Raw genomic sequence first — 24,046 nt, forward strand, 5'->3', positions numbered from 1 at the left:
TGACCTACTCCCAGTTCTCAAGAGACACATGCGGCTGGAGGAAACTTACAATACATATATTTTCATGCACGCAAAAATAATTACAGCATTTATTGCCATTTCCCGCCTCCCCTCCATATGCCACACCGCAATCTATACCATTACTGAACACCGCTACCACTAAATAAATAAAATACTTGTACATCACCCGTCAATTTTGTAAGCTGAGATAATATTAACTAATCACAACAAAAGAAGGATAGGACATTTCAATGAAAAGAAGACATCTCATCAAGGCTGGAGGAGCTAGCGCGCTGGCATTAGGGGCTGCTGGAGTCGCACATGCCGAAGAGAAAAAACAATACAACTGGAAAATGGTCATGTCCTGGCCTAAAGGTTTTCCCGGTCTTGGCACTGGAGCACAATGGTTTGCCGATGAACTTCGCCGCGTTACTGATGGCCAAATTAATCTCACTATTTATGGTGGCGGGGAACTCGTTCCTGCACTGGAAGTGTTTAATGCCGTAAGCGATGGTACTGCTGAAATAGGCCATGGTGCTAGTTACTACTGGAAAGGAACCGTTCCCGAGGCTGAACTGTTCTGCTCCGTACCATTCGGTATGATTCCAATTGAGCATACTGCTTGGTATAACAATGGGGGTGGTCGTGAATTACAGGCCGAGCTCTACAAGCCATTTGGTGTGATCCCGATGCTGGGAGGAAACAGTGATTCACAAATGGGTGGGTGGTTCAATAAAGAAATTAATTCAATTGACGATTTCAAAGGCCTAAAAATCCGCATCCCAGGTATTGGCGGTGAAGTATTACAACGTGCTGGCGCTACCACTGTCACTATGCCGGGTAGCGAAATTTTTACTTCCATGCAAAATGGTGTCATTGATGCAGCTGACTGGGTTGGACCTTGGAATGACCTTGCCTTTGGTCTACACAAAACAGCAAAATACTATTACGGTGGCTGGCATGAGCCAAGTGCTGGTATCGACTTACTCATCAATGAAAAAGCGTGGAATGAACTAACACCTGAATTACAAGCGCAAGTAGAAGCTGTAGCCCAAGCCATGAACCAAAACATGATCAGTGAATTCCGCATCAACAACGGCAAGTCACTTGATACACTGGTTAATGAAAATGGCGTAGAAGTACGCTACTTCGATAAAGAAACGCTCAAGCATCTTCAGGACATCACAGATGAATACTTGGAAGAATACGCACAACAAAGTGATATCGCCAAACGCATCAAAGAGTCCTACCAAACATTTTTGAAACAGCAAATAGCCGTATCAAAAAACAACCAACAGATTCTGGACGCTCGTGCTGAATAGCCCAGAACCTTTAAGATGAAAAGAAGCCGCATTTATGCGGCTTCTTTTCTATCTTGCCCCAAAAACTAAGCAATAAAAAGCTCCACTAGTGTTTACTAGCGGAGCTTTTAGCGTTAATCACCTGATAATAATTCTATATAAAATAACCTAAAGTGGTACCTCATATGGAAAATCAGGCATCATCAACGGTTAATCTCAACTTCTACTCGACGGTTAGGCTGTAAACAAGCGATCAGCTCATCACGGCTTCCTTGATCCGAGCATACTTTCACAGGATCAGCCTCACCCTTACCGACTGCTGAAATCAACGAAGCGTTTACACCATGATTAACCAAATAGGCTTTGACCGTCTCAGCGCGCTGCTGAGATAGCTTCTGATTGTAAGCATCCGAACCAAGTCTATCCGTATAGCCATAAATATTCACCGACTGAATACTTTTATCAGTCAGTGTATTTGCTAGCATTTCAAGCTCCGCACGCCCTTTGCTCAACAAATCAGCCATACTGCCACCATCAAATCTGAACAATGCGTCAGCTGAAAGTGTCACATTTTGCTGAGGTGGGCAAGAATAGTCGGCATCTTCAAATGCAGGCTTCCAATAAAATTCACGAGCAATCAAGTTATTGTCAAACAAAATTTTGTATTGACAGGTTTGCTCTGCGCCGTCTTTATTATGGAAATAGAATACATAATCCCATTCACGGACGCGGAAGCCCTCACCAAATTGAGGACGCCCTATAAGTTGATAAATATCATCACGTGTCGCGCCACTACGAATAAGGCTGATACGATTCATATCACCATAAGTACCGCGGTCATTATCCAGCGTAATCGCTCTTCCAACTTCTGGCCAAACCAGTTCACCTTCCGGCTGACCAGCGCTATCTACGCTGGTCAAAGTGGAACAACCACCAAGTGCTATCATCGCCAACCCTATGGCGGCTATTTTCATTTTCATGTTCATTCCTATCTGAATATTCAAATTATTTGTTACTTGGCTTCATTACCATTGGTAACCAACACCAACACTTACACCCAGATCATTTCTGTTAGCGTTAGCTGTGCCTTTCAAGATCCATTTACCATTATCACTGATACTGGAAACCCCGATAGCGATCGCAGTCTCACCACGATAGGTACCCGCACTTGCTGAAATCATGCTCTTGCCTGGGAGGTACGCTTGTGGCAATCCTGCCGAAGCCATCGCAGAAGCAATACCGCCTCTAGCACGATCATCAACTTGATTGATATGGTTATTGATACCATTGGCTAAGTCATAGATTTGCCCACCATTCACAGCGTCTCGACTATTTGGAGCAATAAGCCCGTTAGCTACACCAGTAATACGCTGATTGCCAGCATTAATGCCATTTTTGGTTAAGCTTGGGCCATTATGGATAGAAACGCCTTCATTATTAACCACAGTATCACCGGCTTTTACGCTATCTACCTCGAGGTTATTAGCAAGTTTGATCTTGATCGTACTACCAGAAACTTGGGTCTGGATATTTTTATCCGCACCTTTAATTTGGACGGTAGAACCAAGCTGAGCATTATGAGTCGAGCCTGTATCGCCACTAAAGTTAAGACCTTCATTGACCTTACTGATACTTGCATTCAAGCGTTGGTTTGTTTCGTACAACTGGCTGCCATTAACTGCATCTGTGCTGCCTGCCGCTACGTTACCACGAGCCACATTGGTGATTTTCTCACCACCGGCATCAAAGCCTTTAGCTGTTACTTTACCCTTAAATTCCGGAGCATCTGCGAGTAATATCTCAATATTGCCTTGATCATCTGCTTCTGTGCGAATATTACTGCTTGAAGCCTTTTCACCATCAGCTAAGCTTCCCTTGATGGTGACTTTATCACCAAGCTTACGGTTAAACTCGCCTTTATTACCGGCGAAGTCCATACCTTTATTTAAGGTAGTTGTATTATTAGCAATGTTACCTGCGTTAGTGGTTACACGCTCGTTAGTTTCATGCAACTGACTGCCATTGACCGCATCTGTACTTGAAGATGAAATATCTCCATCTTCCAGATTGGTAATCTTACCACCAGAGGAAGAAGTCCCACTAGAGATTTGGACACCACCGATATTGGCACTGTTAAATGTAACATCGTCTTTTATTTTCACAGTGTAGATAGTATGGCCATCACTTGCAGTAGTAGTATCAGGAGTAACAGTGATGTTTCCCTCTCCCTTCACTTCCGTTTTAGCTGCCGCCGCACTCGTTTTTACTGCAGCAATTGCATCATTAATGTTACTTTCACCAGTACCACCAATATCAGTATTTTCGTATTCACCGGTTAGTGGATTATACGTAGTACTACCACCAATGATATTTTGAACGCCTACACCTTGAGCGTGGAGCTGGCTACCATTGATCGCATCCGTACTTGTAGCTGACACCTCGCCGTTTTTGACATTAGTAATCGTTACAGGGCTTGCACCTGCACCACCCAAGGTTATCTTGTCTTTAGCATCACTATCATAAGCAACAACGTTATCAGCCTGAATAGTAATCTCTGTACCATTTTGGATCAACTTGATGTTGTCCCCAGCGATGTACTTAACTTCAGCATCTGGGCCGACTTTAGTTGAGGCATTGCCTTCAACTTTACCGGTACCAGTACTACCGGTATTTAGCTTCCAGCCTTTATTTACAGTCGTATTTACATCTTCAAGCTTATTAGCTACTGCTTTTAGCTGGGCTACGTTAACTGCATCAGTATCGTCTGAACCTGCGGCCAAGCCAGTAATTTGACGTGTCTTCCACTGAGTCTTATCTGAACTAGAAGTATCACCAACAGAAACTGCGGCCAACTCACCTTTTACAGTATCAACAATAGCCTGCTTATCACCATCAGTTGCAGTACCAAGAGCATATACTTGATTGATCGCAGAGCTGGCATTAGATACTACAGCTGATATATCAGTTACGCTCAATGCTGCACGATTCACCACAGATTCAGCACCAAGTGCTATAGCACCGGTAAGTGCTTTATCATCCTTATCTTTAGTAATCTTCGCATTATCACCTAGCAAAACACCTTTGGTTGTGCCTTCGGCTACAGTGACATTTGAACCAATGATTTGGTTATTACTGATATTTTTGCCAATGAGGTTTGCATCTTTATCCTGGAAGCCCAAGACGACGTTGCGCTTCGCGTCGCTGCGGTCTTCAGCATCCCCGGCCAGCTCATTATAGTTACCCATAATGATGTTCTCTTCGCCATTGGTTACCTTGTTGAAGCTACCAAAGTTCATCAAGTGCTGAACATTTTTTAGCTGGTTACGATAACCATCAATCGATACATACTGGCTGGCACTATTTGCCCCCCCTTTCAAAGCATTATCGATACCCTGAACGTTAGAATAGTACGCGTAATCTACTTCGTTCCCCCCACCAAAGATACCTACTGAGCCTAGCTCCGGCTTTTTACCGTTAGTGTCACGTTTATTGAGGATTTCATTTAGTTTGTTAGGGTCTGTAATATTACCAAATGTCGGTATATCGTTTAATACAAGCTCTTTACGAGAGTTAGAAATTTTGTTACCGGCCCCCATGATCAAAGCACCATTACTGTGCTCAATTACGTTAGCCGTACCGGTTATAGCATTAGCTACACCATCATACAAAACACCGTCACCTGAATCACCATCAGCAATGATACTGTTCAAGCTACCATTGATGGTCGATGCAAATCCCTGAGTTTGCAAGCCTCCACTAATGGTTTTTTTAGCATCACTAACAATGGTTGAGTACGATCCGGTGATCGTTGAGAAGTGCGCAGCCGCAAATGCATCGGCGCCAACAGAGGTCACACCTCTGCGGTTCGCACCTTTAGTCTGGTTATTGACCGATTTAGCACCAATATCAACAGTACTTTCATTGGCATAGGTATCTTTACCAATCGCAATCCCTTTGGTGCTACCAGGTATATATCTTCCAAGGAGGGTTTGGACGAATCCTCGTCTGCCCCCTTGTACTGAGCGAGCATTCGATCCAATTGCAATACCATCAGAGCTTTCACCAAGGTAATTTTCAACATACGCACCTTTACCAATGGCTAGAGCATTAGGGTCATAGGCTACTGCTCCATTACCAAGTGCAATACCACTTTCTCCATTAGCTCTTGCTCTACCAATCGCCATGGCATTTACACCAGTTGCACCATTATTATTATAGTTAATGCCGCCAGATGAATTGACATGGAAGTAATGCGTTTTTTGTGCATTTAACTTGCTGTTAAGCTGACCAAGATTAACTGCATCACTATTTGCTGTACCATCTACCAAACCAGTTATTTTTGTATTACCCATACTAATGCCACTAGCATTAATGGTAGGCCCATTGGTGACAGCTACGCTTGTCAATCCAGTAAGTGCTTTATTTAGGGTAACTTGTACTCCGTCTGTCGTAGCTTTGGTTGTGATATTGCTATCGCCCGTAACCGCAACTTCACTACCTAGCTTTTTAATACCTGTACTTGTACCACCATCTGCATTAAAGGTCAGGCCTTTATTGTCAACGGTATCTTTAGCTGCTGCGCCTTTTGCAATCTTATCTTTAGTTGTCTGACTTAAATCAACTACATAGTCAGTTGTATCGTTAGTTTCTGCACCTGGTGTGACATCTACATCAGTTGAACCCGCTGATACTGTGCTCTTCTTAGCATTGACGGTATATTTCTTATGACCATCGTTCGAGTCATCTTCTTCATCAATAGTAACATTATTACCAGCTATAACTTCCGTCTTAGCTGCTTTAATTTCGTCAGTTAATTTATAAGCTACATGATAAAGCTGGCTACCATTAATCGCATCTGTACTATCATCACTGATTTTACCAGCCGCAACATTGATGATTTGACGTTCACCACCAGCGTTACCAACACTGACTACACCATTTTCCGAAGAACCGAGCCCTACAAAGCCACTATAAGTAATGCCATTAACTGTTGCATCATTCTCTGGTGTCGCCTCACGATCAGTAGACTCATTACCAAGTATGACACTATTTTTTTGGCTAGTAGTTACGCTATTACCCAAAACAAAAGTATTATCTTGAGCAATTTTGTTGTTATTACCGAAAGCATAAGAGTTACTACCGCTAATAATCGTTGGGTCACCAAAAGCACCTGAATGCTCACCACTTACACGGTGACCTTTACCAACAGCAATAGATTCTGTGCCACTAACAATGTTCTCGTTACCAAAAACAAAGCTATCTATAGCATTTTTCTGGATATTATTTTTATATCCAACTGCAACTGATTTACCTGCATAAACTCTATTCGACTCACCTATTCCTACAGCATAATGAGCATTATTATCTATTTTTAGTACTTTTTTTCTTCCAACAGTCTCGTATACAGAAGCATCACCAATCTTGTTTGTATGTCCCAATGATACACTGCCTTTCCCCCAAGCACTGTTACCACTTCCAATAGCAACAGAATCAAAACTATTAGCTTGAGAAGAAAAGCCAACAGCTGTTGCTCTCATTGACGCCTCAGTCTTATACCCTACTGCTGTACTAGCAATTCCGATAGCTTGTGCACTGTCACCAATTGCAACTGCTTCATGGTCACGTGCAAATGCAGCCCTACCAATTGCAATTGCGTTAGCACCATTATTATGAACTTCCGCTTCGTCACCAATTGCAATGCTGGACTGTTGTCTTGCAATCGCACCATTACCAATAGCTACTGCATTATCATGAGTAGGATAAGGAGTAGTCTTGTCACTCCCATACGCATTTACACCAAGACCAATACCAGCAACGCTACCATTACCGATAGCCACATTGTTACTGCCATAAGATTTGGTGCCATAACCTAATGTCGTATTGTATTGTTTCTTAACCGCTGTGTCATTAGGGTCTTTTGGAAGCTGACCTGCTTTCAAGACAACACCAGACTCTGCACCAAGGCTTACATTTCCGGTTAAATCATAATTTGCAACATTGGCTTCTGCGGAAGTCCGAGTTTCTTTAAAAATCCCAGTACCTCGACCAATAGTAATGGTGTCTGTCCCGTATGCTTTTGCACCCACACCAGCAGCAAGAGCATTAGCACCGATAGCTCCTTTATTTGACTTGTTATGATCAGTATCACTGCCAAGTGAGCCTTCTGTGCCATCATTCACGCTATAATACTTAACTGTACTATTAGCTACGCTACGCAACTGTGCCACGTTAACGGCGTCCGTATCTAAAGAGCCTGCAGCAAGATTAGTAATTTGACGAGTTTGTTTTTCATTACCTACTGAAAATTCACCCAGATAGTTACCGTTATCGTCTTTTTTCAGAGTTTTCAGTACATCATCAGCATTGCCTACTGCATAAACCCTATTTGCATTTTCGTGCGCTTTTTCTGTAGTGATTTTCTCATCACTGCTTGTAACAGTACTATTAAATAAGCCACGTCTAGCTTCTGATTTAGCACCAACTGCTGCTGAACTATCAATAACTGCGAATGAATCCCTACCAAAAGCGAGGCTATCGTCAGACAGCGCATAAGCTAACGTACCAATTGCTATAGTATTATCGCCTGAACGACTATTGAATTTTTCTACTCCTTTAATACGTTCTAGTGGCTGTGATCCATACAACTCAAAACTCGCATCGCCAGCCGTTGCAGTTAATCCCATAGCAATCGAGTTATTACCCAACGACTGAGCATGTGTACCCCATGACTGAGAATTATGACCTATAGCGGCATTACGACGGAATGCTTCACTACCATATTGTGCATAAACACCAACTGCTGTTTTTGTACCATCACCATTTATATCTTTCGTTGGTGCTGAGTATTCGGGATCATAGGCGGGTGCTGTATCACCAAATTTATTATAATAAGGTGCATCAGTACCTCCCGAGCGATTACCACCGTTGGACATCGATGCATAACCATAAGCTAATGAATCATTACCCAAAGCCGTAGATTGCGATCCTTGAGCTGTTGCTCGTAGACCTACTGCGACTGACTCTGATGTTATTGCTGTAGCATCTGGGCCACACTGAAAGGCATTTCCTGATACAACTTGACATTCAGTAGGAGCAGCAAATGCCTGCATGCTAAGCACATTCATCAATGCAATTGTCAGCCCTGACAGCATTAATTTAGGTAAAGAAGTTGTAGAAGTCGCTTCAACTAACTTTCGCCCCCCTGATGAAGACTTCCCTCTTCCCTTGGCAATCTCAGGTACGGCTACCCACGCTCCAAGTGACTCATTGTATTTCGTTTTATAAATATTATTCATAGATCCATCCGATTATGTCTTTGCAAACTAACTCACAACCTTTGTGAGTAAACTTGTTTGTAAAGCATTAATCATGCCATTATAAATAGAATGTAATCAAAAACAATACTTAAATCAGGCTGGATTCATAATATTTTCTATTATATTCAAAATAATAAAAAATTATTTAACAGGAATATTAGCTCAAAAAACATTACGCCATAGTATTTTTACTCTATTTGCAGTACGTGCCCAATCTTCATTGGGTATAACACTGTTGCTATTATTAAGGTATTGACGATGCGCTTCCCCCCGTAGCTTACGATACGCATCACGCAATGTCATAGCCATAGATGAAGTGATAATGCCAGTCGCCTCTAATGCTGCCAACTGACGAATATTGTCACTCATTCGAGCAATGACAGGTTCTTCACTGGCATGAGCAAGCAAGAGGTACTGAACGATAAATTCAATATCAACCAACCCACCCGGAGACCGTTTTAAATCAAACAAGCTAGCATCGTGCGGTCTATGATGCTCACGCATTTTAGCGCGCATCTGTGCAACTTCATCACGGAGAGAGTCGTTCCGCGGTTGAGTTAATATATTGAGGCGCAAGCGCTCAAATGCAGCACCTAGTGAATCACTGCCACAAATATAGCGCGAACGGGTGAGTGCTTGGTGTTCCCACGTCCATGCTTCATTTTGCTGGTAGCGGGCAAATGCCTGAATACTGCTGACGACAAGCCCTGATTTTCCACCGGGACGCAATCGCGTATCGACTTCATAGAGTACGCCACTGGTTGAGGGTGCAGAGAGGTAGTTATTAAGCCGCTGCACTAAGCGGGTGAAGAATTGCTCATTGGCGATGGCTTTTTTACCATCGGTTTCCCCTTGCTGCCCTTTTTGATCGTACAGAAATAAGAGGTCAAGGTCTGAGCCATAGCTCAGCTCAAGGCCACCTAACTTACCATAGCCAATAATGGCAAATTCTGCGAGTGTGCCATCCGGCAGCCTGGGTTCTCCGTAGCGTGCACTCAGGGTTGAGTAAGCGCGCTGATAGGCACTACTCAGAACAAGTGTAGCGATGTGGCTTAAATAATCGCTGACTTTCATGAGCGGCAAATCGCCATGAACGTCCGCCCAAGCGATTTTAAAGACTTGCGCGTGCTTGAAGTCACGCAGTGCATGCAGCCAGTCCTCGTCATCTTCACAGCGTTCAAGCCGCGCTGCAAGGTCTTCGGCCAGCTGTGCAGGATCTGAGATAACTGTGCGTTCGCCGAGGACGTCATCAATGACTAATGGATGCGCGCAGATAAATTGCATCAACCAAGTCGAGCTTGCTGCAATGTCGAGCAGGTGACCTATCAAGCGTGGCTGCTCAGCCAGCATGTCGATATAGACGCCTCGACCACAAACGGCCACAATTAGATCCAGCACCCCAGCGATGCCTTTGGTGCGTGACTGTTGAGCTGTGGCAAGCTGCAATACTTGCGGGAGCAGTTTATCGAGGCGCTGCAGCGTGCTTTTGGGCAGCCTTGCCCAAGGCACTTGCCGGGCAAATGCTTCAATTTGCTTACTTAGTGCTTCGGCCTGCTTTTCTTCGCTACCTTGGTTCAGAAACCATGCTGTGGTTTGTTCTGCATCCGGATTTTGCCAATCAAAATACATGGTGTTTTGCTCTTCACAACCATCTTCTTCGGCAAATATTTGGCTGAATATGTTGTAAACCGTTTCGCGTGCCTGATTAAGCTCGGATTGTAATGCCTCAATACTCAGACCTCCGCATGCCAACGCCAGACGTGCCCAGGCTTTTTTGTCCGTACCGTCGGGCAATTGGTGGGTTTGTTGTTCGCGGTCAAACTGCAGTGCATTTTCTACTTCGCGCAAGAAGAGGTAGGCTTGGCACAATGCTTCCGCATCTTGGCGGTTCCAGAGTTCAAGCTTGGCAAGGTCGGACAGGACGTGCAGAAAGTTTTGCTCTTGTAGGCGCGGATACTGCCCACCGTAAATCAATTGCATCGCTTGCACGGAAAATTCTGCTTCACGTATGCCACCACGACCAAGCTTGACGTGATTTTGCAGGCCGTCTTCCCGTATTTGGCGATTGATTTCCTGCTTCATTTCTATGATTGCATGTAGTGCTGCATAGTCCAGATAGCGGCGATACATGAATGGCCGCAATACTTTAAGCAGCTGATAACCTCCTTCAACGTCCCCGGCGACAGGGCGCGCTTTCATCATGGCGTAACGTTCCCAGTCCCGCCCATGCAGTAGGTAATATTGCTCACACGCGTTGTATGAGAGTGCTAATGGGCCCGTCTGCCCAAATGGGCGCAAGCGCATATCCACGCGATAAACCATGCCATCTTCCGTGACGTGATCGAGTAAGTAGATAATTTTTTGCGCCAACTTACGGAAAAACATTTCGTAAGCAATGGATTTACCGCCATCACCACCATCAGTTTCGCCTTGGCAACGATAAGCAAAGATCAGGTCGATGTCCGAAGAGAAATTCAGCTCTCCACCACCAAATTTACCCATTGCAAGAATAGCCATACCAAATGGCTTGCCATACTCATCTTTCGGCTCGCCATAGCGCTTACTCAATTGCTGATAGGCATAACTGTGTGCAGCATCCACCAAGGCTGAGGCCAGCGCCGAGATGGCGATGAGGAAGTCATGCTGTTCGATTTGCGCATTAACTACAGCATGGATTAGTGCAACTTGATGGCAGTGCTTGAAACGACGCAACAGTTGCATAAACTCGGCTCCGCCACACTTTCCACCTGCTGCGGGCTGCTTCCACTGCTCAAAGGCTGCGGCAAAGTCATATTGTGCCCAGCCTTCTTGTGCTGCCAGTAGTTCATAGGCTTGCGGCCTGCGCTGTAGCTGTTGGGCTGCATATTCACTTGCGGTAATGGTTCGCTGTACGGCGGCATCGTTGGCCCATTGCGGCACATCTTCTCCCCAGGCATCTTGCCAACGTGCTACCCTGCTTTCAATACTGGCCATGATTATTCTCCGCAAATGTTAGACTGTTATTTTGCTTATTGTAGCCTATGAAACCTAAATACTGGCCACAAGCCACCGCTGAACTGAGTAGCGCAGATGCTGTTATGGCATCACTTATAGAGGCTTACCCAAATAGTTACGTTAAGAGCCGCGGCCGCCCTTTTGAGACGCTGATCCGCGCTATCGTTGGTCAGCAAATTTCCGTCAAAGCCGCTGATGCTATTTGGGCACGGCTGACGACACATACACCGATCGAGGTGAAGCACATTCAGGCCATCAATGAAGAGCAGCTACGCAGCTTGGGATTGTCACAGCGAAAAGCTGAGTATATTCATGCGGTCTGCGCATATTTTGCCAACAATGACATCCACGATAGCTACTTTACCCAGCGCAGTGATGAGGAGATTATTACCGAGCTTTCTTCCATTCGCGGCATTGGCCGCTGGAGTGCAGAGATGTTTTTGATTTTTACCTTGATGCGCCCCAATGTATTTCCGGTGGATGACATCGGCCTGCTGCGAGCACTTGAGCGCCACTATCATCACGATGAGCACCTGACTCCTGCAAAAGCGCGCAATCTCTATCGCGAGCGATTTGAGCCGTGGTGTAGCGTCGCGACATGGTATCTGTGGCGCAGCCTTGATCCAGCTGAAATCCAGTATTGATGCTTGATGTCATACCTCAGAAGACACATACAATTAAGCCCCGAAAAAATCAATATATGTATTTTGTCGGGGCTTTTGATATAGCGTTCCAATTCGCTATAAACTTAGCTGGAGCTTAAATCACGCAGATCAACGACTGGCTGCTTGCCAAAACGCTCACCCAAGCAATATTGCAAGATAAGAGCCGCAGTTTCAGCAGGGCTTTGGAGCTGCTTTTGCGAATGCAGATCTATAAAGCGCTCCTGATTAGGAAAGTCTTTACTGCTGCGGAGGTGTGCCTGCATGGCAGTATCAACCACACCCGGCGCTATACTGATAACGTCAACGCCATTGCGCTCTGCATTGGCATTGCGTGCATGCTGGTCAAGCGCTGCCTTACATGCACCGTAAACAGACCAACCGGGATAAGGTTTGTGCGCTGCACCACTCGATATATGGACGATATTACAGCCCAATGAAGGTGAACGCTGCGCTGCAACCGCATCGGACAGGATCAGTGGCGCCTGCACGTTCAACGCGACTGCCTTGGCAACAGCTTCGCTACCTTGATTACCGAGCAGCAATGAGGGAGAGACCGTGCCTGCATTATTAAACAACCACAAGATGCTTTGCTCTGCACACCACTCATCCCATGAGGCATCATTTTTTAGCCACTGGCATAGTGCATCGGTATCCATCAGGTTGAGCGAAACTTCAATTAAGTTTTCTGGATACTGGGCACGTAATGCAGTATTACTGCTACGCGATATTCCCACAACGCGAGCCCCTTTGCTCAACCACTGTTCAGCTAGTGCCGCACCAAGGCCTTGGCTATGCCCGGTAATTATTACAGTCGTTTTTTTCATGTTGCCTCCGAGAGATGATTTGCAAGCCGGGCAAAGACTTCACCACCAAGTGATTCCGGGCGTGCAGTTGGGTCAATTTCCAGCGCTACAAAATCTGCAGCACTGAACCATTGGCTCAATGATTTACGCAACATTTTTCGTCGCTGCCCAAATGCCGCACGAACAATTTGATCAAATACAGCAAAATCAGCTACAGGCCAAGCCGGTTCTGCAAGAGGCGTGAGCCGCACGACCGCAGAATCAACTTTTGGCGGAGGATCAAAGGCGTCCGGCGGTATTTCAAATAATGCTTCTGCCTGACACCACAATTGCACCATAATACTGAGCCGCCCATAAGTCTTGCTACCCGGCACAGCACACAAGCGCTCAACGACTTCTTTCTGCAACATAAAATACATGTCTTGAATTAACGTTCGCTGAGCAAGGCAGTGAAAAATGATCGGCGAGGAGAGATTGTAGGGTAAGTTCCCAACAACCTTTAATGGCGATTTCAGATTAAGCGATGCAAAATCAACGCTAAGAATATCTGCATTGATGATTTCAAGCTGACCATATTGCGCAGCATCACGCGCTAGTGGCGACAGCACACGACGATCAAATTCAATTGCCGTGAGTTTAGCGCACTCTTTCAGCAACGGTAGCGTCAGTGCCCCAAGCCCCGGACCAATTTCCACAATATCTACGCCTTGCTGTGGCTGGATGGCTGCAACAAGGCGAGAAATGACTGACTCATCGGTAAGAAAATGTTGCCCAAGATGTTTTGCTGCTTTAACTTCAGCCATGGGTCAACACCACCGTACTGTATTCAATATCAAGATCAACGGAATTCAACATAAGCCTGCTGGCGCAACTGGATAAGGCGCTGTTGCCAAGCATCTTCCAGATATTTATTGAACAGGCTTTCGCGGATACGTGCACGCAATACATCATCTGCACGATCAACTTCTCGACGATCACTGACGCGTACAATATGCCATCCATAAGGGCTCAGGAATGGCTGGGAAATTGTATTCAATGGTACATTGAGCATTGCATTGGCAAAAGCTGGAACGACTTGGTCCGCACTCATCCAGCCTAAATCCCCCTGACGTACGGCTGACCCTGGATCTTGCGAATACTTGCTTGCCAACGCTGAAAAATCAGCACCTTGCTGCAAGAGATGATAAATTTCATCAATCATAACTTTTTGTGCAGCAATATCTTCTTCACCGTTAACCCGCAGGAGAATATGCTCAACTTTTGCTTCCGGAATCAGTAGATTGCCATCACTTTGACGCGTCAGTACTTTGAGGAAGTGCATCCCATCCTGATCAACAACTGGCTCACTAAGCACTTCACCGATAGGTAGCGTGGCGATGGCTTGCGCAAAGCGTGGTGGGATCTGCGCCATACTGACAGTACCAAGGTTAACCAGACGTGCTTCAGGCATTGCAGCGGCAACCTGCTGCAAGTCACTATCAGCATCTTTTAATGCTTGTGATAGTGCGTGCATTTGCTTTCGGACAATTTCTCCACGCTCTTCTGCACTGCCAGAAGGCGTAGGCAACAGTAAATCTTGTAGCTCTATAGCAATATTGCTTTGCCGAGCAATTTGTGCAATTTGTGCATCAATATCCGCAGGCGTGACATTGATATCGCGCCCAACTAATCCTTGTTTAAGCTTATTTTCCACGATGGTACCAGCAATCTGCGCCCGATAAGCTTGCTCATCTAATCCTGTATCACGACGAACGCGATTCAGCAGTTCACTGGGAGAGACGCCGTTCTGTTGAGCAACGCTTGCGATAGCACCTGAGATTTCTTCTTCGCTCGCCGTCACATTCAAGCGCTCTTTGAGCTGCTGAATTAAGTGCGCCATAACGACCCGCTCAGTAAGCTGCTGCTCTAGTGCAGATGCAGGTACGTTAATATCTGCTGGTAATAAACGACGCTCACGTGCGATTTCTGCGGCCAGTTGGCGGCGAGAAATACTCTCGTTATTTACTACTACGGCAGTTTCGTCAATTCCTTGTAAAGGGCTTGTATTTGCAGGTCCAAACTGCTGAGCCGAAGCTCCCATAGAGGTACTTAATAACAAAGTTACCAAAATCCATTGTCGCATTAAAAACTCCTATCTTCTGCCAGTGGTCGATAACCACTGATCTCATTTATGAGCACTGAACCTGAGCCATTCCCGATTCTCCCAAGCCCTTTTAAGACAAATTCCAAGTATAGCGCATTACGCAAATTAGGCTCGGTGGGATCATCTCGATAACGTTTACCTAATAATCTCCATGCCCAGCAACAATCGTTATACTCAATCCCAGCCAAACTATTGATTGAACGATCATGGCGCAGCGAATAATCCTGACGTAAGAAAGCCCGCCAACGGCTATTAAACCGCCACAATGCATACAGTGACAATTGATCATAATCATTTTCTTCATAGCGGTGGCTAAAACCTGCAAACCGGTCTGTATCGAGATTGTAACGTATATCAACAATACTGCGCCGATTTTGTCGCTCATCCATATCCCAGAATGAAAGCCCGCGAATGTTCCAATGGCTATCTACTTGATAGGCTGCATCGATAATCAAATCTGAACGACCACGATTCCGTACTGTCTTCCCGGGCAAAGCCACGCGACGATCGGCAAAATACTGCACTTGCCCTAAAGACAAGTGTAGCTTCTCTTGGCCATCTTCATTATCAAAAAATCTCGTTGTTATTGCCGTCGTCAGCTGGTTAGCATCACCGATTCGGTCTCCGCCCACAAAGCGATTACGTGCGAATAGCCAGTCCCATGATTGTGAACGCAGGCTGCTATCAAAATTAGGCACACTACTTTGGTCTTTATACGGCGTATATAGGTAAAACAAACGTGGTTCAAGCGTCTGCCGCCAGCTTTTATCCAGCATTTCAAATGAACGTTCAAATTCCAACTGCCCATCTAAGCTCAACGTTGGTAATGCGCGTGTAAATGAGTTCTCCGGATAGGCGGCATTGGTATGGTCAAAACTATAGTGCGCCATATTCACACTTATTTTGGGCTCAAAATAGCCATAGTCTCGTGACACTCGATAAGATGCTTCTGCATCGATACTATTGCGCCAACCATCGACGGCTTCACGTTTATCAAAACGGACAGACTCAGCTGTCACACCGTAACGCCAGCCATCTTGCAGCCAGTTCTTGTTGTAGAGTAACTGCGGTTTTCTCGCATACGGCACATCACTTCCCGTAACATTATTACTCACCCGCTCATAATCCTGCACACGCAACATAAGATTGCCATAGCCGGTATTACCAACCAAAGAAGCATTGCGTTCCAGATACCACTGATCGTAGATGGACAAGGTATTGGAAAAATCTTCAATATAGTTTAAGTCCGATACCTCTTGCAGCAAAATATTTGCTTGCCATTGATCATTGAAGCGATAATTGTAATCTGCACGCCACGACCAACGATTGGCATTCTCAGCATTTTTATCATGAGGAAGAAATGCACCACTTAAAACCGCACTTTGTCGCTCGCCAAGATAGCGGTACTCACTACCAAACATAAAGCCGCGCTTAGTCATCGGGCGTAGATTAAATGTTGCATCCTGATTTGGCGCAATGTTCCAGTAATATGGAATGTCCAGCTCTAAGCCACTTCCCTCACTTAAGCGTGCAGATGGTGTCAAGAAACCGCTAGCTCGCCTACTATCAATAGGAAAAGAAAAGTAAGGCACATAAAAGACCGGTACATTTTTGATCCTGAGCGTCGCATTATGCGCAACAGCTCGCCCTACTTTACGATCAATAGAGAGAGTCCCCGCTTTTAACGACCAAACTTGATCATTGCGCGGGCATGTGGACCACGTTGGGTCAGCAAAAGTTGATACATCATTATCCAAATCAAATTTCGCCAATTTAGCCTTACCGACTGCAGCAAGGTTTCCAGATTTTAGATAATATTGTGCTTCTCTTATCGAAACAAAGCGTTGTGTTAAATCATAATCAGCATCGGCACCTGTAACAGCCACTTCTCCATTAGCAAATATAGTGCTTCCCTCTGTCTGAACAGACTCATTCTCACGCTGATAGGTGAGTTTAGGTGAGAATAGATGCTTATCGCCCTGTCGCATCTCTACGCTACCTGTAAATATAGCGCTACCATAATTTGCCTCAGAGTTATCCGCTTCTACATCAACACGCTCATTTTGAGGGTCTCCACCCAAAGTGGTATAGCGATCCAGCTGATCCACCGGACACTGGACACCCGATGCAGTCAATGGGACTAACAGTAAACTTACCCATCCTCGGTGCAATATGGTCAACTTCTATTCCATACGTTACATAAGTAGTCGGCTATTCTAGCAAAGCTGAGTAATAGTCTTGCAAATAAAACTTCTCGCCATAGAATATCGAGCTGCTTTAGAGCTTACCATTGTTTTATACGTGTTTATTCTTTAAACAAGGCCAACCGATGCAGTAAGAAGTTTACACTCAAATCCACCATACTCATTTCATACTTGTCTTTGTTTAGACATGGCTTTCCCCAATATAGGTACAAAAACGACCATAGAGATTTTGCTTACTCAAGATACACACAAATAACCTGCATCTTGTATGATGCACACCTTAACACCTTGAATGAAACTGGAGACCCTCATGACTTCCTCTTCTGCCAAACCACTTCGTGCACTAATTAGTGTTGCCAACAAAAGCGGACTGATCGACTTTGCCAAACGCCTTCAACAAAGCGGCGTGGATATTCTTTCAACCGGTGGTACGGCCAAGGCACTGCGTGAAGCAGGTATTGATGTGACCGACGTCAGTGAGCATACGGGTTTTCCAGAGATCATGGCTGGCCGGGTAAAAACACTGCACCCAAATATTCATGGGGGTATCCTCGCACGCCGTGGTACAGATGAAGCTGTCATGGCCGAGCACGGTATCGCCGCTATTGATTTGGTTGTCGTGAATCTTTACCCATTCCGTGAAACCATCGCTAAACCTGACGTCACTCTTGAAGAGGCGATCGAAAATATTGATATTGGTGGGCCAACCATGGTGAGAGCTGCAGCAAAGAATCACCAGCATGTTGGCATTGTTGTTGACCCAACTGACTATCCGCGTGTCATTAGTGCAATCGAGCAAAATCATTTTGATCTTAATCTGCGCCGTTCATTGGCAGTAAAAGCATTTGCTCATACGGCTGAATATGACAGTGCCATTACTGATTATCTGTCACGTGCTTTTGATTCCAAGGCGGAGGACACAAACGACTTCCCCACTCAGCTACATCTAACCTATACGCTGGTTGATACGCTTCGCTACGGCGAAAACCCTCACCAGAAAGCTGCTTTTTATAAGAGTAACAAGCCTGTTGGCAACAGCCTTGCAACAGCGAAGCAGCATCAGGGCAAAGCACTTTCTTACAACAACATCGCAGATGCAGATGCGGCGTTAACGACAGCACTGCGCTTCACTGAAGACACAGCTTGCGTTATCGTCAAGCATGCAAACCCTTGCGGCGTAGCGACCGGTGAAAGCGTGATGCAGGCATACAATTATGCTCACCGCTGTGATCCAACTTCTGCATTTGGCGGTATTATCGCGTTCAACCGTGGCCTTGACGAAGAAACCGCACAAGAGATTATCAGCCGACAATTCGTCGAGGTAATTCTCGCACCAGCATATAGCGAAGCTGCACTGAAAGTATTAACCCAGAAGCCCAATATCCGTGTGTTGCAAATTGATGGCAGCGGTCACGGTAAAGAGGGGCGGCAACTCAGCAGCGTTCGTGGCGGATTGCTGGTTCAGGACTGGGACAACGGCAGTATCAGCAAAGAAGACTTACAAGTGGTTACAGCTCGTGAGCCTTCACATGATGAACTGGAAAACCTGCTGTTTGCTTGGCGTGTAGTTCAATCAGTTAAATCCAATGCCATCGTGCTTGCCAAAGACAACGCAACCATTGGCATTGGAGCTGGGCAGACTAGCCGGGTTTACTCTTCACAAATTGCTGTACAAAAAGCGGCCGATGAAGGCCTTGATGCAGCTGGCTCAGTACTGGCCAGTGATGCGTTCTTCCCGTTCCGTGATGGCGTCGATGCAGCCGCCAAAGCAGGCGTCAAGGCTATCATTCAGCCAGGTGGCTCAATGCGCGATCAAGAAGTTATTGATGCCGCAAATGAGCATGGTATCGCCATGATCTTTACCGGCATGCGCCATTTCCGCCACTAAGTAACTACTCTTAGATTGCCCCTAACCATTTAGGGGCAATCTAAAGCATCACAGTAGCCATTCAATTGGCAACCACGAAAAGATGGTTACCTGTATTTTTTTCCAAGTACTGCTTTCAGGCTCCTGATCAAAAATAGTCTCCCGGCCATGATCATAGCTGCGCCACACCAATTCACCATCTGAAAAGCCAACTTGATAGGCATGCTGAGATATATTTTCAGCCAATGCTGTTTCCAGCTTTTGCGTCAACTCAGGGCTATCAATCAAAAAGCCCATTTCCGTATTCAAATGTGCCGAGCGTGGATCTAAATTAAACGAGCCAATAAATAAACGTTCTCCATCTATGGCAAACGTTTTAGCGTGTAAGCTTGAGCCACTGTGCCCGGTCAGGCCAGTATCCTGCGCATTTTCAATCGTACTGTCTGATTTCAATTCATAGAGCTTTACACCACCACGCAGCAGTGGTTTGCGGTATTTCGCATAGCCCGCATGAACCACAGCCACATCAGTTGCCGAAAGTGAATTCGTCAGTACTTCGACATTGATATTGTCTTTTATCAAACCAATCAAGGCAGCCGTACCCTCTGCTGTTGGCACAAAATATGGTGATACCAACACTAACCGTTCTCGAATATTCCCAACTTGTTGGCGTAATTTTTCCGATACCGTCCGCCCTTCTTTAGCAGCGCCCAACCCTTTTGCCGGATCATCACTAATCAGGCGTACGGACGTCCATACTAATGGTAAATTTTGTTCGGTCAGGATGTAGCGCATAACGTCTGTATTGGCTATTTCTTCAAGGTACGCCTGTGCTTCTACGGATTCATCTACGCTAGCCAAAGGATCAGCCGACTCTCCCTGATCAGGTATAATTGCTGAAAGTGGATACACGGATTCAGCTGACCAATAACGCTCAAAGTCCTGCTCAACATCATCAACAACCGAGCCAACGGCCAAGACATCCAAATCAGCAAACATCACTCCATCACCAACTTCGAAGTATTCATCACCAATATTACGTCCTCCAATTACGGTCGCAACGTTATCAACGGTGAAGGATTTATTGTGCATGCGGCGATTAAGGCGAAAAAAGTCATTGAGATAGCCCATGGCACGCCACTTGCGGTGCATGAATGGATTAAACAAGCGGATTTCAATCATCTCATGCGCATTTAATGAGGTCAGTAGCTCATCCATACCTCGAGTATTATTATCATCTAGAAGCAGGCGTACACGCACACCTCGATCAGCTGCATCACGCAATGCCGCAAAAAGCAACTGACCGGCTGTATCGTTATGCCAAATATAATATTGTGCATCTATGGTCTGCCCAGCCGAAGCGGCCAATACAGCGCGCATGGCAAATGCCTCACGCCCAGCAGACAATGCTTTGACACCACTTAATCCGTCATGAGCCGTTGTCATCCTGCTGACTAACGCAGACAACGGACTGGCATGATCTGGCACCGGTATATTTTTCCAGTGTAAATGTGCACGCTCCGGTAATGGGCGATAGCTCCCCCACGCTAACAAAGCCACCCCAATTAGCACAGCCAGAAAACCAATACCCAACTTAACCCACATAAGCCCAAATCTTCTCAAAAAATTAGAATTTATACGGACTTTACTAAGCCCAAATAACCAATATTGCACCAATAACGATGAGCAATAAGCCCAGCTTATCGGACAGATGCAATGGCTCTTTAAATAATCGAGCTGAAATCAGTAAGGTAAACCACACTTCAATCTGTCCCAGCGTTTTGACCAAAGCAACTGATTGCATACTCATTGCACTGAACCAGCCCACTGATGCGGCAAACCCGACTATACTCACTGCAAGTACCAGCCCGATACGCTCATACAACCCGCGTAATGACGCACGATCGAACAAAGCCAACCACATCAATAGCACTAAAGATTGCAACAATAGCACCCACATCAGTACCCAAGCAGCACGTAGCATATGCGGTAAAGTGTGCAATAATCCCGTCGCCTCACGCACCAGGAGTGAGGTCAAAGCAAAAAATAGGCCGCACGCCACACCGATTAGTAGCGTTTTAGCATCCAATACAACGCCACGCCGGACGCCACTGAGTAAAAATACTGCGATACCACCAATTAAAACCCCAAGCCAGCCCAACAAAGACAGTGATTCGTGCAATAGCCATACCGCCAGTAAAGCGGCAATAATCGCCTCACTTTTTGCCAATCCAACCCCAACTGCATAATTACGCCGCCGGAACAGCACCACCATCAGTGCCGTGGCAATAATCTGGCTGATAGCCGCAACCATGATGAGCAACGCAAACTGCCATCCAAATGATACAGGTGAAGCCTCATACGTCCATTGTAAATAACTTACATAAAATACAGCCAGAGGCGCGGCAAAGATAAACCTCGCCAGCGTTACGCCCAATGGGCGTACCGATGTACTCAGGGATTTCTGCCATGCATTACGCCAGGACTGCATAAAGGCCGCAAACAGCGTTAGAGTAATCCAGTTAATCACTTACCCACACCAATTTCGAGGTTCTCTGGCACTGCATAATCACCACGGATCCGCACCACCAAATAGCTATTATCACTATGCTCTCGCGCCTGAGCTTCAAGTTCTGGCGCGAGAAGCTCATTGGCATAGAAACGGTGGAATGGCAGGTTGATATAAATACCATCCTGCCCACATTTTATCCCGGCCAAGCGTAGTGCATCTGTACTTTTCGGCTGTTCCATCGTCAACTCTGTGATTGAGGCAATCCCCTCAGCATCACGACTTAGCACGCCATACAAAGCTGGCGCCAATCTCCACTCGGCACATGTTTTACCGTCTGACATGAATAATTCATCTTCTAGCGCAAAATTCAGCCATACATAACGCCCACGAAATGGATCATATGGATCAACTGGCTGTGTTTTAAAGCGGTAAGTAGAACCTTCTGACAGCGTCAACTCAGCCTGGACAATAGTATTCAATACATAACCAACTTGAGCCATACACAATAGCAACATCACAACCCAAAATATGGTGTGATGGCGCACAGTCCGAGGAGGCCTTACAGCAAAAACCGGCTCAATGACCATCTGATGCCGAGCACGACGCCTGAGTAGCAAAATATTGATACCCAACAACATCACACCACAAACAATAAAACCAATACCACGCGACAATAATGACCACTCACTATCAAAAAACCTCATCAAAAAATGGGTTACCAAGAGTATGAGGCCGGCATTGGTGACCAACAAGCGCGATAGTGCCAACCCACCGGCAACCAGAATCAGCCCAGCCAGCAATAAAAAAAGCTGTAGCAAGCCAAAGTTGACGACTGAGTTATATTCAAACAACGTGCTGAATGCCCACATAAAGAACGGCGTTCCCAACAGCACCCATCTATATGGCAAGCGTAACCTTTGCCTTGCATTACGCATCGCCATCCATACAGACATACCAGTAAGCCCGACAGATAATAGTACTTCTTGCCAACTCACCTCAGCCAATTCAAGCTGCAACTCCGGCGCCAATACCACTGCCAATAGGGACGCATAAATCCCCACCCCACCAAGCCAACGCATTGCATTACGCCAACCGTTCTCCCGTTGCGCAAGCCCAGCTGCATAAAGCACAGGAAACGCATAATAAAATGCCTCACCAACACTGTGCGCTAGTAGCCAAATAAAAGTACAAACCAAAAGTGCCAATAAAAATGCCCATCTGCACACAATTTGCCGCATATAAAAAGCATAACTACCAGCACCTAACAACGCCACAGCAGTGCCCCACCAGATCTGAGTAGGAATGAGGATTGTGTTCTCGGTATAAACCCATGGCGCACTGACTAGGACTGAAGGCAATAAAACCATTGCCGCGACAAAAAGGGCTTGTGACTGCAATAGTATCGCCGACGGAAAAACCATCAAAAACCATAATGCAATAAATTGCCACTGCTCACCGTATAAGTGATAGGTTTGGCTCACCAAAGCCAACGCAGCCCCTTGTGCGGCACCCAGTAGCAAGGCAGCCATCTCGCCGGCAAGGCCGGTCGTGCGCCTTCGCCAAAGTAACCATAAGCACCCACCTTGCAATAACAACAACGGCGATACTGCAATACAAGCGCGTGTCAAATGCGTCAATTCATACCAGTTATAAGCCAGCAAAAGTATCACGCCACCGCCAATAAGCATTGCAGCAAGCAAGCCAAGCACCCACCCTAACCACAAGCCATCTTGCTGAGCCATATAGCGCGACTCAAGCCTTGCCGCCTGTGATGCATCGACGATACCTTCACTCAACCAGTCATCAATCGCACCTTGCAACCAAGTAAAAATGCGTGAAGGAATAAAATCTTGTTTCATATTCAGCTCTAAAAGACAATTTCATGCAAAAGCGCCCATCATACGCTCCATGCTTAAAGGTAATACCAAATCTTACGGTGTTACGCGGAGATACATTCTTACGTCAACCCAACCTATTCTATAACTACCAGTCAAAGAAGTACTCGTGGTCATCATCTCATTCGGGATATCATCAAGTAATACAGCAGCAATCGATTGTGCATCTCAATTTGGTTAATTTAATAAAAATCACCCTACCACTGCGGATGATTTAAGATTACAAAATGCTTTTATCAATCGTATTTCAATAATGAGTCCTGCACGACAAAGCACACAGCACCTCAACTCATCCTTAAAAGAAATGGATAAATAAGGTTACATATATTGGAGGCATAAAAAAACC

Annotated in this window: 13 protein-coding genes; 3 read left to right on the top strand and 10 right to left on the bottom strand. The window is 45.7% G+C overall.

The features are described from left to right. Positions 1–251: 251 nt before the first annotated feature. The gene (locus KRX19_00780; GenBank protein ID MBV7433549.1) at positions 252–1,322 is read left to right on the top strand and encodes a TRAP transporter substrate-binding protein; all 1,071 of its coding nucleotides are present in this window, start codon (positions 252–254) and stop codon (positions 1,320–1,322) included. Between the two features lie 182 nt (positions 1,323–1,504). On the opposite strand, the gene KRX19_00785 is transcribed toward KRX19_00780, so the two are convergent. From KRX19_00785 to glnE, 3 genes are all read right to left on the bottom strand, one after another. Next, positions 1,505–2,281, bottom strand: coding sequence for an OmpA family protein (locus KRX19_00785; GenBank protein ID MBV7433550.1), 777 nt, complete (start codon positions 2,279–2,281; stop codon positions 1,505–1,507). A 45-nt stretch (positions 2,282–2,326) separates the two neighbouring features. After that, on the bottom strand, positions 2,327–8,596 hold the full coding sequence (locus KRX19_00790; GenBank protein MBV7433551.1) for a YadA-like family protein: 6,270 nt from the start codon (positions 8,594–8,596) through the stop codon (positions 2,327–2,329). Positions 8,597–8,779: 183 nt separating this feature from the next. Continuing rightward, on the bottom strand, positions 8,780–11,590 hold the full coding sequence (glnE, locus tag KRX19_00795) for a bifunctional [glutamate--ammonia ligase]-adenylyl-L-tyrosine phosphorylase/[glutamate--ammonia-ligase] adenylyltransferase (GenBank protein MBV7433552.1): 2,811 nt from the start codon (positions 11,588–11,590) through the stop codon (positions 8,780–8,782). Positions 11,591–11,694: 104 nt separating this feature from the next. On the opposite strand from glnE, the gene KRX19_00800 reads away from it, so the two are divergent. After that, positions 11,695–12,255: a DNA-3-methyladenine glycosylase gene (locus KRX19_00800; protein MBV7433553.1), complete on the top strand. Its 561-nt coding sequence runs from the start codon at positions 11,695–11,697 to the stop codon at positions 12,253–12,255. 104 nt (positions 12,256–12,359) lie between these two features. On the opposite strand, the gene KRX19_00805 is transcribed toward KRX19_00800, so the two are convergent. The 4 genes from KRX19_00805 to lptD are packed head-to-tail and all read right to left on the bottom strand — an operon-like array spanning position 12,360 to position 17,402. Then, positions 12,360–13,100 carry an SDR family NAD(P)-dependent oxidoreductase gene (locus tag KRX19_00805; protein ID MBV7433554.1) on the bottom strand — a complete coding sequence of 247 codons (741 nt, stop codon included), beginning with the start codon at positions 13,098–13,100 and terminating at the stop codon, positions 12,360–12,362. Further along, positions 13,097–13,882, bottom strand: a complete 786-nt coding sequence (rsmA, locus tag KRX19_00810) for a 16S rRNA (adenine(1518)-N(6)/adenine(1519)-N(6))-dimethyltransferase RsmA (GenBank protein MBV7433555.1) — start codon at positions 13,880–13,882, stop codon at positions 13,097–13,099. Before rsmA ends, KRX19_00805 begins: the two co-directional genes overlap by 4 nt. Before the next feature lie 35 nt (positions 13,883–13,917). Then, on the bottom strand, positions 13,918–15,201 hold the full coding sequence (locus tag KRX19_00815; protein ID MBV7433556.1) for a peptidylprolyl isomerase: 1,284 nt from the start codon (positions 15,199–15,201) through the stop codon (positions 13,918–13,920). Further along, entirely contained in the window at positions 15,201–17,402 is a 2,202-nt protein-coding gene (gene lptD / locus KRX19_00820) for an LPS assembly protein LptD (protein MBV7433557.1), read from the bottom strand. The genes KRX19_00815 and lptD overlap by 1 nt, the downstream gene beginning before the upstream one ends. Before the next feature lie 334 nt (positions 17,403–17,736). On the opposite strand from lptD, the gene purH reads away from it, so the two are divergent. Continuing rightward, positions 17,737–19,314, top strand: a complete 1,578-nt coding sequence (gene purH, locus KRX19_00825; protein ID MBV7433558.1) for a bifunctional phosphoribosylaminoimidazolecarboxamide formyltransferase/IMP cyclohydrolase — start codon at positions 17,737–17,739, stop codon at positions 19,312–19,314. Positions 19,315–19,362: 48 nt separating this feature from the next. Here the strand turns inward: purH and KRX19_00830 are convergent, their stop codons facing one another. From KRX19_00830 to KRX19_00840, 3 genes are read right to left on the bottom strand one after another with little or no spacing between them, the layout of a single operon-like run. Next, complete coding sequence (locus tag KRX19_00830) at positions 19,363–20,898, bottom strand: phospholipase D family protein (protein ID MBV7433559.1); 1,536 nt, start codon at positions 20,896–20,898, stop codon at positions 19,363–19,365. Between the two features lie 43 nt (positions 20,899–20,941). Then, positions 20,942–21,823 (bottom strand): DMT family transporter, encoded by an 882-nt coding sequence (locus KRX19_00835; GenBank protein ID MBV7433560.1) that lies wholly within the window; start codon positions 21,821–21,823, stop codon positions 20,942–20,944. Continuing rightward, positions 21,820–23,664 carry a GDYXXLXY domain-containing protein gene (locus KRX19_00840; GenBank protein MBV7433561.1) on the bottom strand — a complete coding sequence of 615 codons (1,845 nt, stop codon included), beginning with the start codon at positions 23,662–23,664 and terminating at the stop codon, positions 21,820–21,822. The genes KRX19_00835 and KRX19_00840 overlap by 4 nt, the downstream gene beginning before the upstream one ends. Positions 23,665–24,046 lie beyond the last annotated feature (382 nt).

It is taken from the genome of Cardiobacteriaceae bacterium TAE3-ERU3, assembly GCA_019218315.1.
Lineage (GTDB): Bacteria > Pseudomonadota > Gammaproteobacteria > Cardiobacteriales > Cardiobacteriaceae > JAHUUI01.